General features: G+C 69.3%; 10 protein-coding genes. All 10 read right to left on the reverse strand.

The features are described from left to right. Positions 1-55: 55 nt before the first annotated feature. The 10 genes from ACIGCK_RS13260 to ACIGCK_RS13305 all read right to left on the reverse strand — a co-directional run bounded on the left by ACIGCK_RS13260 (position 56) and on the right by ACIGCK_RS13305 (position 12440). Positions 56-1444, reverse strand: coding sequence for a M17 family metallopeptidase (locus ACIGCK_RS13260; protein ID WP_396666706.1), 1389 nt, complete (start codon positions 1442-1444; stop codon positions 56-58). After that, a complete protein-coding gene (locus ACIGCK_RS13265; protein ID WP_396666707.1) occupies positions 1441-2667 on the reverse strand; it encodes an amidohydrolase family protein in 1227 nt (408 codons plus the stop codon). Before ACIGCK_RS13265 ends, ACIGCK_RS13260 begins: the two co-directional genes overlap by 4 nt. Continuing rightward, on the reverse strand, positions 2664-3131 hold the full coding sequence (locus ACIGCK_RS13270; RefSeq protein ID WP_396666709.1) for a GAF domain-containing protein: 468 nt from the start codon (positions 3129-3131) through the stop codon (positions 2664-2666). The genes ACIGCK_RS13265 and ACIGCK_RS13270 overlap by 4 nt, the downstream gene beginning before the upstream one ends. Positions 3132-3175: 44 nt before the next feature. After that, positions 3176-4654 carry a helix-turn-helix domain-containing protein gene (locus ACIGCK_RS13275; RefSeq protein ID WP_396666711.1) on the reverse strand — a complete coding sequence of 493 codons (1479 nt, stop codon included), beginning with the start codon at positions 4652-4654 and terminating at the stop codon, positions 3176-3178. Then, entirely contained in the window at positions 4651-5742 is a 1092-nt protein-coding gene (locus ACIGCK_RS13280) for a DUF917 domain-containing protein (protein WP_396666712.1), read from the reverse strand. Before ACIGCK_RS13280 ends, ACIGCK_RS13275 begins: the two co-directional genes overlap by 4 nt. After that, on the reverse strand, positions 5739-7043 hold the full coding sequence (locus tag ACIGCK_RS13285; protein ID WP_396666714.1) for a hydantoinase/oxoprolinase N-terminal domain-containing protein: 1305 nt from the start codon (positions 7041-7043) through the stop codon (positions 5739-5741). Before ACIGCK_RS13285 ends, ACIGCK_RS13280 begins: the two co-directional genes overlap by 4 nt. Positions 7044-7105: 62 nt before the next feature. Then, on the reverse strand, positions 7106-8089 hold the full coding sequence (locus tag ACIGCK_RS13290) for an ABC transporter permease (protein ID WP_396666716.1): 984 nt from the start codon (positions 8087-8089) through the stop codon (positions 7106-7108). Between the two features lie 3 nt (positions 8090-8092). Next, a complete protein-coding gene (locus ACIGCK_RS13295) occupies positions 8093-9595 on the reverse strand; it encodes a sugar ABC transporter ATP-binding protein (protein ID WP_396666718.1) in 1503 nt (500 codons plus the stop codon). A gap of 81 nt (positions 9596-9676) precedes the next feature. Further along, entirely contained in the window at positions 9677-10681 is a 1005-nt protein-coding gene (locus ACIGCK_RS13300) for a sugar ABC transporter substrate-binding protein (protein WP_396666720.1), read from the reverse strand. 40 nt (positions 10682-10721) lie between these two features. Then, a complete protein-coding gene (locus ACIGCK_RS13305; RefSeq protein ID WP_396666722.1) occupies positions 10722-12440 on the reverse strand; it encodes a hydantoinase B/oxoprolinase family protein in 1719 nt (572 codons plus the stop codon). Position 12441 lies beyond the last annotated feature (1 nt).

Genomic DNA, 12441 nt, shown 5'->3' on the forward strand with positions numbered 1-12441 from the left:
CCGCGGTCGTCGTGGACTGCACTCCTCGTCGCGCAGCGCATCGCCGTGCGGACCGTCATGACGACCGGACCATCTCTGCGATGAGTGCGACGCCGTAGCCCGTGCCGCCCGCCCCACCCTCCGCGTCCGCCACGTGGCGGAAGGCCGGCCCCGCCATGTCGACGTGGGCCCAGGGAATCTGCCCGACGAATCGGCTGAGCAGCAGCGCAGCGGTGGAGACGCGCGCACGGGGCACGCCCGGGAAGTTCTTGTAGTCCGCGATGTCGGATGCGATCTGCGCGTGGAGGCCCGTCTGCAGAGGCAGCCGCCACACGCGATCCCCCGTCCGCTCACCCGCGGCCGACAGCCGCGATGCCAGTGCGTCGTCGGTCGACACGAGCGCCGCGAAGTCATCCCCGAGAGCGTTGCGTGCGGCGTAGGTGAGAGTGGCGAAATCGACGATCGCCTGCGGGCGCATCTCCGCCGCTCGCGCGAGCGCATCCGCCAGGATGACCCGTCCCTCGAAGTCGGTGTCGAGGATCTCCAGCGTCGATCCGTCCCGAAGGCACACGACATCGCCCGGACGGACGGCGTGGGCGCCGGGCATGTTCTCGACGACGGGGATCACGGCCGAGAACGAACGGCCCGGCGCGATCGCCGGCAGCAGCGAGAACGCAGAGATGACCGCCGCCGCGCCGGCCATGTCCGACTTCATGTCCATGAGCGCATCCGCGGGCTTCAGGGAGAGCCCGCCCGAGTCGTACGTCACACCCTTGGCTACGAAGACGCATTCGGGAGCCCCGTCGCCGGTCGCGAGCTCGAGCAACAGGGGCGGATGGGCGGAGCCCCTGCCGATCGCGACGATGCCGCCGTATCCGCCATCGGCGAGCTCCGCCGCCTCTCGCACGATGACGCGGACGCCCAGCGGTTCCAGCAGGTCCCGTGCACGACGGGCGAGCTCGGCGGGCGTGAGCGCCGACGGCGGCAGGTTGACGAGGTCACGAGCGTGCCGCACGGCCGCCGCGGCCCGCGCGCCGCGCTCCCACGCCTCGGCGAAGGACCCGCCCGCACCCGCGGGGAGGGAACGAGACACGAATGTCGTCTCGCCGGTCATCCGGAACCGGTACCCACCCCGCGCGATGCCTTCGGCGATGGCCGTGATCGCATCCTCGTCGCCGGATGGGGAGAACGAGTCGACGTCGACCTCGAGTGCCACCGGGTCGGTTGGCTCGGTGACCGCGCACGCCGTGGAAACACGGCGGGCGATGGCCGCCGCGGCGCGCGCGAGCCGCTCGGGGGACGACGCGGCGCGAGCGCCCGCGCCCGTGAGCCCGACGACGACGTCGCCGGACTGCTCGATCCGGGTCTGGCCGAGCTGACCGGTGAAGCCGTCCACGCGTCGCGCATCGAAGCTCTCGGCATCGACATCGTCGGCATAGATCGCCCGCACCACGACGGTGCTCATCTCGAGGGCCCCGCACCGATCGGCACTCCGTCGAGCACGACGCGCGGCCGCCGGTCGCTCCAGAGCAGCGAGGGGTCCTCGAGGGGATTGCCGTCGAAGATCAGCACGTCGCCGAACGCCCCGGGGCCGATCCTGCCGATGCGGTCGTTGCGCAGCAGCGCGGCGTTCACCGAGGTGACGCTTCGCAGCAGCTCGAGCACACCCGCGACGTCGGCCTGCAGCCGCAGGCCATGCAGGTGCTCGGTCTCGAGCTCGCCCATCAGGTCCGACCCGAAGCCGACGGGAACACCCGCGCCGTATGCGCGTTCGATCGCGGTCATTCCGCGGTCGAGCACTTCGGCGTTCTTCGCAAGGCCGACGGCCGTCATTCCGAGTTCCCCACCACGGCGCGACATCGCGTCGTAGGTGACCAGGGTGGGCACGAGATAGGCGCCGGCGTCCGCCATGGCGCGCGCAGTGACCGCGTCCAGCAGGTTGCCGTGCTCGATCGAGCGCACCCCTCCTCGCAGGGCATGCTGGATGGCCTCCGATGAGTACGCGTGCGCGGCGACATAGCTTCCGCGCCTGGTCGCCTCTTCGGAGACGGTGCGGATCTCCTCCAGCGAGTACTGCGGGATCTTCAGGGGATCGGTGGGCGACGTGACGCCGCCCGAAGCCATGATCTTGATCGCGTGCGCTCCGCCGTGGAGGCGGCTGCGGACGGCGACGCGCAACGCGTCCGCCCCGTCGACGATCTCAAGGCCCGGGCCGCCATGGAAGCAGAGCGTGTCGTCCGGGGATGTCGGGTCGCCGTGTCCGCCGGTCTGGCTCAGCGCGGCACCGGTGTAGAAGTACCGCGGCGACGTGAACAGGCCTTCCTCGATCGCGGTGTGCAGCCCGGCGTCGCCGCCCGCGACATCCCGGACGGTCGTGAATCCGCGACGCAATGCAGCGCCCAGGCGCCTGCGTGCGAGGAGTGCGACATAGCTGAGATGTCGGGTCTCGTTGTGCAGGAGTTTGAGCGACACGGCATATGCGTGCAGGTGAGCATCGATGAAGCCGGGAGTCACGACCCCGCCGCGTGCGTCGATCTCGGGGATGTCGTCCGGCGCGGAGTCGTCGGGGTCCAGCATGACGCCCTCGCGGATGATCAGGTCCCGCGCGTCGAGCGATGCCGAGGATCCATCGAACAGGAGGCCGTTGCGGATGCGGAGGGAACCACCGCGTGTACGGAACTGCGTCATCGCGCGACCTCCGGGAAGGCCTCGGAACGCGCACGCGCGACGGCGTCGGTAGCCGCGGCGGTGATCTCCTGCGCGATGGCGACCGAGTCCTCGTCGAGGCTTCCGTCGGGGCCGAGGAAATTGATGGAGCCGATCGTCTCACCCGCGTGCACGACCGGCGTGTTGACGATCGCACCGCAGCCGAGCGACTCGATCGTCGCCCAGTCGAAGAAGAACTCTCGCACGGAGTCGCGATCGGCTCCGAGGAACGGACGCTGACCCGCGACGACCTGCTCGAGCCAGATCGGCGAAGTCTGCGTGGGATCCAGCCGCTTCCGGCCGCCCACCGCGTACACCTCGGGATGCGTCGTGTACACGCGGGAGACCTCGGTGCCGTCCGGCGTGAGCACCGTCACCGTGACGAGGATGCTGCCGAGTCGCCGGGTCGCGGACTCCGCTACCTGGGGGAGGGACAGTGATGACATGTGTGAGGCTCCGTTCGTGGGGTGGTCAGCGGTCTCGTGAGAGGTCAGCGGTCGATGGGCGGGGACGGCGAGGTCGGTACGGATCCCAGATCGAGGGCCGCGAGCAGCAGGTGCGTGGACAACAACTCCCCGGGGTGGTCGAGGTGGACTCCGAGTGCTGCCGCGCGCCGCAAGCGCAGCTGGAGTGTGTTGCGGTGGACCCCGAGCCGCTCCGCTGCCGCCGTGGCAGAGCCGGCACAGTCCAGGTATGCGACGACCGTGGCGATGATGTCGGCGGCATGCGGGTCCCGCATCAGCAGGGGATAGGCGGTCTGTGCAAGATCCATCGCATCCTGCGCGGGAAGGAGTCGCCGCACGAGCGGAAGGCCGAAGCGACGGAAGTCGATGACCGGCCCGCCGGCCTCGGCGAGACGCGCGGCCAGTCCCGCCCGGCGCAGCAGGTTCGACACCTGCTCCGTCCCCTCCGGGTCTTGCGCCACGCCGAGTGCCGTTCCGAGGGGACCGAGGCCCGCGTCCGCGAGCTGCTGCAGCGCACCGTCCACCTCGGCGGAGGGATGCGCGAGCGGCACGATGGCGAACCATCCTGCGCTCATCCGCGCGAGCGGCACGCGGGGAAACGCTTCGCGCCAGCGACTGGTGACGACGGGTGCGATGCGGTCGGCTCGATGATCGACGTCGTCGACGACCCGCAGCACGACGGCAGCCACCGGCGTGCCCGGAGGCCACCGCTGGAGCGCGGCCTGATCCGGATGGCCATCGTCGACCGCGCTGCCCTCGCGCACACCGGCGAGGGCGGCGAAGGAGAGAAGCGGTGCCGCGTCGATGAGGTCGGTCAGCTCGTGAGCGAGGAGAAGCGCCCGCACGGTCATGCGGGCGCGGGCGAGCGCCTGTTCCGCGAACGCCTGCTGCGACGGCGAGACCGTGGCGACCAGTTCCGGACCGCGTCTGCCGTCGGCGAGCACCGACCTCACCGTGACCGCGTCATTCGGGCGCTCGCCGCGCGACACGAGCTCGATCCCCTCCACCAGCACCTGCACGTGCGCGTCGTTCAGCTCCTGCGAGATCTCACCCAACACCTCGTCGATGGTGGTGGCGCGGACGACCCGGCTGTGGAGCGCATCGAGGCGGAACAGGATCCCCGCCTCGAGAGCCCCGAGCTGCCGCGCCAGGGCGAGGGCCGTGCGGTCGATGCCGACGGCCGTCGTGAACAGCGCGACGCCGAATCTTCGTGCGAGCTCGATGACCGATTCCGAGAATGACTGCTCAGACACCACGAGCGCGGCGGCACGTCGCTCCCACGCGTATCGCAGCGCGACGGATACGACCCAGCCGCCCAGGGCCAGCTCTTCACCGAGCAGCACGATGCTGTCCGGACCGACCTCGAGGACCTGGTCCACGTGGGTGATGAGCACGATCTCCCGCACCGACTGCGCAGAGGAGGGGACGTGATGAGCGGTGAGCCCCGCGCTGTCGTGGGCCAGCAGGAGATCGCGAAGGATCACACCGCGTCGCGCGGAGCTCATCGGGCCCGACCGCCTCTCACGTGCCCGACGACATGCATCGCCATGGGCTCGACGAGCGCCCGGCCCTCCGGCGAATACCACTGCGGGGCCGCCGGGAAGCTGATGAGATCGAGCTTGTTCCCCACCCACAGGTCGTCGAGGCTCGCAACGCTGGCGTCCTCGGGGCGCACCATCGTGATGACGTCGGGGACGACGGCTTGGATCGCGCCGTCGACGAGCATCATGAGGATCTCGTTCTGGATCTCGAGCCGCACGATGCGTCCTTGCGCCTCGTCGACCAGGGTCGCGCTGGAGGGTCGATCCGGCAGGCCCGGGACGGATGGCCGCGAAAGCCCTTCCACGTCGGTGACTCGTGCCCGGATGACCTTCCGCATCCCGAGCAGCGTGGTCAGCTGGGCGTACTTGGCCTGCGTGTGCTGCGCGGAGTCGAGGATCTGGCCGATTTCGATGAGGCGACTGATGCTGCCGATCACTCCATGCTCCTGGAGCACGGCCGCCGTCACGGGATACGAGGCTGTCGCCGCCCACCCGCCGAGCTCCGACGCGAGCGCGCGCACGATCCGTTCCGCCCGCGCGGGCGCGACGACGTCGACGACCGCGGTCTCTCCCGTCGGCCCCGTCAGCGCGATCGGCCCGGCGCTCATGCCCGCCAACGCGAGGGTGGTCTGGCTGACGAGCGGGAAGACGCGCCCCATCGGGTCGGCGTCGACCAGAGGGAGTCCGGTCTGCAACGCCACGCTGACCGGAACCATCGCGTTCACACTGGCCGCCGCGAGCGGGAATATCCCCTGCAGAGGCACGCCAAGCCTCTCCTGCAGCAGGTTCAACGCCGTCTCGAACTCATCGCCGATCGGAATCATCTCCGAGAACATGAGTCCACGGTTCACGAATCCGGTGGACGTCGTGATCGCCGCCGGATCGAGGTCGTCCGCCGAGACCAGGAGGGGACCCTCCCCGTTGAGCTCGATGAGCCCGAGCGTCATGTCGCGGTACTGCAGCGCGCTCTCGTGATCGATCGTGCACGCCACGAACATCGCGCCGGTGCAGAGGTGGCCCATATCGGCGGCGGTGAGGCGACGGCGGGTCATGCGCGGCTCTCCTCCAGCGCACGCGCGGCCGGAAGGCTCGCGACCTGCGTTTCCGCGACCCCGCGCACGCGGACCCGGATCATCTGGGCTTCGCCGTACGTCGTCGCGAGCACACGAGCCTCCGTTATCCGAACGCCCGAGGGGTGCGCACCCCATGCGACCAGGTTCGCCCGGGCGATCGCCTCTCCATCGGCGAGCGCCCGGTCGATGTCCTCCGCGCCGACCACTCGGGCGACCCGATTGTGCCAATAGGATGCCGGCGCCACCGCAGCCCCCACCGCGACGAGATCTTCGTCGGTGCCGATCGCGGGAGCGAGCCCGAACTCGGCCAGCTCCCGTTCCGCCCCCTCCACGAGAACGGTCACGGGCGGCTCCGCCGAGCCGGAGAGAAGCAGGTCGGTGAGCGGCACGACCCGGGCGAAGCTCGATGCGAGCGAGATGCCGCCCGGGAGCGATGTCCGGCTGACGACCGACGGCAGACCGTCCACGAACTCGCCGATCCGCACGGCGCCCCGGCGTGCCACGATGATCCGACCACTCGTTCGACCCGCAACGGCGGCACCGCCGAGCATCTCGCCCGCGACATCGGCGCGCATCGAATGCACGGGCGTGATCGGCAGCCTCGACAGCGGTGTGCATCCACCCTCGTTCGTGGCCACGAAAGCGCGGACCTCTTCTCCGGCACCCTGCGCGACCGCATCCTCGAGAGAGGCCGCGAGTTGTTCCGCACGTGCGAGCATCACCGCGTTGAGAATCGCGGTGAACTCCCGGACCAGGAGCGAGTCGCTGTAGAAGGCGCTCGATTCCGTGATGCTGCCGACCGCTGCGGCGGACCGGAGCACTTCGGCCGCCCGTCGCTCGTGCTCGGCGTTGACCGGAGAGCCCGCGGCCGAGACGACGAGATGCGCCCCCGGTGCGATGTGCTCCGCGAGACGGCGCAGGGCCTGCTCGTCCAGCGGCACGAGCTCATGACCGAGCGCGTTGTGTCCTCCGCCGACGTGGGCGACGTCGACCGGGATATGCTCCGACGGCCACAGGTGACGACGCGATTCGCGCGGTGCGCGGGGCTCGATGAGCACCGAAACGACCCCGGCATCCGCGTCTCTGACGAGCGCCCGACTCACGTCGAAGACGACGGAGGAGACGGGTTCGTCTTGGTCGCTCCGCAGACTTCTGAGGGCATCCGCGACAGCGCTGGTGAGATCGCCGTGAGGCGATCGCCGCGCACGAGCGAAGTGCCCGTCCTCACGGACGCCGACGGCCGAGATCTCGTCGGGGGTGACGCGCACACCGATTCGCATGGGATCCTTCCGCGGCTCTGCGAGCCGTTGAGGTTTGTGCCTCTATCCTGGCGCGCGCACCGTCACGAACTTCTGGATCTGCGTGAGAGCCAGGCATCCGCGGCAACCGCCACGAGGATCAGGACACCGGTCACGACCTGCTGGTAGGTCGTGTCCCAACGCAACAGGTTGAAGCCGTTGCCGATGACGGTCAGGATGATGACTCCCACGACGGTGCGCCAGACCGCTCCGGCACCGCCGAGGATGCTGGTGCCGCCGATCACGACGGCGGCGATGGCGGTGAGCTCCATGCCGGAGCCCATCGAAGGCTGGGCCGACCCTGCCCGCGACGCCAGCACCATTCCCGCGGCCGCCGCACAGACGCCGTTGATCGCGAACACCGAGATGTGGATGAGGGGCGTGCGGACGCCGCTCAGCCGTGCGGCCTCTTCGTTCCCGCCGACCGCATAGATGCGCCGCCCGAACGTCGTCCCCCAGAGGACGAAGCCCAGAACCACGGCCGCGACGGCGAACAGGATCGTGCCGCCGGACAGGCCGCCCACCGCGGGCAGCGCCCAGAAGCGGAACGCCTCGAGCTGATCGCTGGGGACGGACAGGATCATCCCGCCGGTCAGCACGATGGCGAGCCCGCGGTAGATGATGCTGATGGCGAGCGACCCAATGAAGGAGTTGACGCGCGTCAGAACGATGAGCGTCCCCGTGATCGTGCCGAGGACCGCGCCGGCACCGAGAGCCAGGAGAAACCCCAGCGGGACGCCGAGATGCGTCGTGAGGAAGACCCCGGCGATGGCCGACACGGCGAGGGTCGCCGACGAGGACAGGTCGAACACGCCGGAGACGATGCAGAGCGTCGCGCCGACGGCCAGCAGACCGATGACGACGGCCTGGTCGAGGAGGTTGACGATGTTCTGGCCCGTGAGGAATGTCGTGGTCGACAGGCTCAGGTAGACGATGATCGCCAGCAGTCCCCCGAGGATGCCGAAGTCCTTCAGGTCGATCCCTCGGCGGCGCGGGCGTAGTGCGATGTCGGATGTCACGGTGGTCATCTCCTAGAGGAAAGCGGCGGACATGATGTCCTCGCGGTCGGCAGGACTCGGGAACTCGGCGACGACCCGCCCGAGGCGCATGACGAGGATGCGGTGCGACAGGGCCATCACCTCCTCGAGTTCGGAACTCACGACGATCACCGCCGTTCCCGCGGCGGCGAGGTCGAGGATCAGATTGTGGATGTTGACCTTGGCGCCGATGTCGACGCCCCGGGTGGGTTCGTCGATGAGGAACACCTTCGGAGGCGTGATGAGCCACTTCCCGAAGAGCGCCTTCTGCTGGTTGCCTCCCGACAGCGCGGCAAGGGGGACACGGTGGACGCTTCCACGCACGTCGACCATGGTGACGACCCGGTCCACCGCCGCACGCTCGGCGCCCCGTCGCAGGATCCCGCCGACCTGGCGGCCCCCGAGCGAGGGCAACGCGATGTTCTCGCTCGCGTCGCGGCGAAGGACGAGGCCCTCGTCCTTCCGGGACTCCGGTACCAGCGCGAGCCCCCGGTCGATCATGCTCCGGATCGTCGCCCGTCGCACCGGCGCGCCCGAGACGGACACCCGACCGGACGTCAGTCGGTCCGCGCCGAAGATGGCCCGGAGCGTCTCGGATCGACCGCTGCCGACGAGTCCGGCCAGCCCGAGGATCTCGCCTTCGCGCACCTCGAGGCTGACATCGAGGATGCGCCCGTTCGTCAGGCCCTCGGCACGGAGCACCACGGGCGCGGACTCCGGCACCGGAGCGGGCGTTCTCGCCAGCGCGGCGATCTCGCGGCCGACCATGAGTCGCACGAGCGAGTCGGTCGTATGACCCGACGCGTCCTCGGTGACGATCTGCGCGCCATCCCGGAGCACCGTGATCCGATCCGCGATGCCGAGCACCTCCTCGAGGAAGTGCGACACGATGACGACCGTCGTGCCACGGTCCGCGAGCGTGCGCAGCACCACCAGCAGCTGTTCGGTCTCCGCTTCGGCGAGCGCCGCGGTCGGCTCATCCAGACACAGCACCCGTGACCCCCGGGCGAGTGCCTTCAGGATCTCGACCTGCTGCGCCTTGCCGAGCGGGAGAGAGGACACCACCGCGTTCGGGTCGAGATCGAATCCGATCTCGGCCGCGAGCGCGTCGAAGCGGCGGCGATCCACGGAGGGCGTCGCGACTCCGCCCGCGTTGGCCCAGCCGCCCAGGAAGACGTTCTCGAGAACGGTCCGCTGGGGGACGAGTGCCAGCTCCTGCGAGATCAACGAGACACCGTGAGCGATCGAGTCCCGCGGGCTCGACAGGCGCGTCGGAACGCCGTCGAAGAGGACGCGGCCGGCATCCGCGGTGATCGCCCCGCCGAGAATGTTCAGCAGCGTGGACTTGCCCGCACCGTTCTCGCCGAGCAGGCCATGGATCTCGCCGGGCGCGATCTCGAACGAGACGTCACGCAGGACCGAGATGCCGTTGTAGGACTTCCCGACCGCGTCGAGTCCGATGAGCGGTGTGCTGGTGAGCGTCGTCGGCTTTGCCACCGTCGTCCCTTCGTGATCTATCGGTGGAACGATCGCACCCTCCGGTGGGCCGCATGCGAGCGACCCACCGGAGGACGGCGATCAGTCGTCGTACGTCGCCTCGAAGCCCTCGAGGTTCGCGGCGGTGCCGATTCCCTTGCTGGGGGTGAGGTCCGCCTCGTTGATGGCCACCTCGACGTCCTCACCCTGGTGCTTCTTGATGCCGAGCTCCGCGGCCGTGTAGCCGTTGAGGTAGAGGTCGAGCGTGTACGTCGCGAACCATTCGCCGCTGCGCACCGCCTCGACGGCCTGGCGCGACGAGCCGTTGCCGACGAACATGACCGGGCTGTCGGCACCGGCCGCGAGCCGCGCGCCGCCGATCGCCTGCGAAGAGCCGATCACGACGTCCACATCCGGGTTGGCGGTGATGATGTCCTGGAACGCCGCCTGACCGGAGTCCGCCGTGTATCCGCCCTCGACTTGTGCGACGACCTCCGCACCGCCCGCCTCGAGGGTGTCGACGACGGCCTGGGTGCGGGCGTTGTCGAGCGGGAGAGCCCGGAAGCCCTCCATGTACCCGACCTGGCACGGGTCCGCGCCGGCCTCTTCGCAGGCCATCAGGCCCATCTCGCCGAGCTTCTCGCCGTTGACGACGGCGGGGTCCACGATCGAGATCGCACCTTCCACCTGGGGTTCGACGGTCTCGAAGTCGGGGCCGACCGCCGTGAACTCGATGACCACCGTGATGCCGGCGGCGATCGCGTCTTCCAGCGGCTTCTGGACGACGAGGTTGTCATTGGCCTGGATGACGATGACGTCGTACTGGCCGGAGGTGACGGCATCCGTCACCTGCTGCGCCTGCAGCTGGCCGTCGAAGTTGGAGTCGACGAACTCGGATGTCGCGCCCATCTCCTGCGCGGCCGCCTCGACTCCTTCATACACGCCCTGTGCGAACGAGTTCGCCGCGGCGAACCCGAAGAACCCGATGCTCAGCTGGTCGTCGCCGGCGGGTTCCGAGCCGGGCTCGGGGCCCGACGTGGCGCAGCCGGCCAGGAGTGCGACCGTGGCCAGGGCCAGGCCGGGGACTGCGAAGTACTTCCTCTTCATTGCAGGTACCGCTTCCTCTCGTTGGGGTGGAACTGTGATCTCATTCGGGGTGCACGTATCCGTAGTCCGCCCGGGCGCGCTCGACCGAGACGTAGCCGTTCTCCACGTCGTACCGGACGGCCTCGTGATCGCGCTCCTCGGGTCGGCCGTAGCCGCCACCCCCGCCGACGGCCAGACGGATGACGGTGCCCTTCGTCGCAGGCTGGGCGTTGATCTTCAGGGTGCGGAACTCATCCGGCCCTCCGGGGTTGATGACCACCTCGGGACCCGCGGCGCCGTTCCCGTCGAAGAGCCCCCAGGCGGGGGTCTTCGAACGCTCGAACCAGAGACCGAAGACACCGTCTGCGAGGAACTCGTACTCGCGGATCACGCCGTTGCCCCCGCGCCAGCGTCCGGCACCACCCGAGTCCGGGCGGATCGAGTACTCGCGGATGCGGAACGGCCACTTCGTCTCGACCATCTCGATCGGGAAGTCCTGCAGCGAGCCGTTGACGTTGTTGATCAGCGCCGACTCGCCGTCGGCGCCGTCCCACGCGCCCCAGCCGCCGAGGGTCGCCTCCATCGACACCCAGTTGCGACCCACGCGGGGGTCGAATCCGGCACTCGTGATGATCATCGAGTCGCCGTGGCTCGCGGCGGCGACGCGGTCGGGCAGTGCCGGCGCCAGGGCGCGCGAGACCATGTCGATCAGCATCCCGAGGTGCGAGAAGTACCACTGGCACGCAGCGGGCGCGACCGCCCCCAGCACGGAGCCCTCCCGCACCTTCACCGTGAGCGGCCGGAACGACCCGCCGTTGGAGTTGGTCTCGGGGCTCACGAGGATCTTGTAGCCGACGCGCAGGGCCGAGATGGCCTGGGCGACGCCGCAGTTGACCGGGCCCTGCGTCTGATCGGCCGATTCGGTGACGTCGAACTCGATCTGGTTGCCGGAGACCGTGACGGTCAGCTTGATGGGAATCGGGACATCGAGGTTGATGCCGTCGTTGTCGAGGAAGCCCTCGGCGGTGTACACGCCGTCCGGGATCTCGCGCACCCGCTCGAGCTCGAGCTCCTCGGTCTGGCGGAAGATCTCGTCGCGTGCCGCCTCGATGACATCGAGTCCGTACTTGCGCACGAGCTCCTGCATGCGGACGGAGCCCATGCGCAGGGCCGCGACCATCGCGTGCATGTCGCCCACCGTCTGGTACGGGAAGCGGGTGTTCGTCTGGATCAGCTCGACGACGTCCGTCTCCACCCCCTGCGAGATGAGCTTGACCGGGCCCATCCGGAAGCCCTCCTGGAAGATGTCGGTGGAGTCCATCGACGCCCCGACATCCTTTCCGCCCATGTCCATCCAGTGGGCACGGGTGGCCGAGAAGCCGACCAGCACGCCGTCGACGAAGACCGGGGCGAAGATCGTCACGTCGTTGAGGTGGGTCCCGCCGATGTACGCGTCGTTGAGGATCCAGACGTCGTCCTCACTCCAGACATCGCGACCGTACTTCTCCTCGACGGCCTTCGAACAGGTCTCGATGTTTCCGAGGAACAGCGGCAGGCCCGCGGACTGCCCCAGCACCTGGTGGTTCTGGTCGAGCAGTGCCACGACGCAGTCGCCGCCTTCGTAGATGATCATCGAGTACGCCGACCGGATGAGCGTGGCGTTCATGTCCTCCGCCGCGCTGGTCAACGCGTTGCGCAGGATCTCCACGGTGACGGGGTCGACGGTGACCGGAGCGGCCGCGGCATCGAGGGCGGTGGTGTCGACGGTGGTCGAAGTCATG

This window comes from Microbacterium sp. NPDC078428 (genome assembly GCF_044542535.1).
Taxonomy (GTDB): domain Bacteria; phylum Actinomycetota; class Actinomycetes; order Actinomycetales; family Microbacteriaceae; genus Microbacterium; species Microbacterium limosum.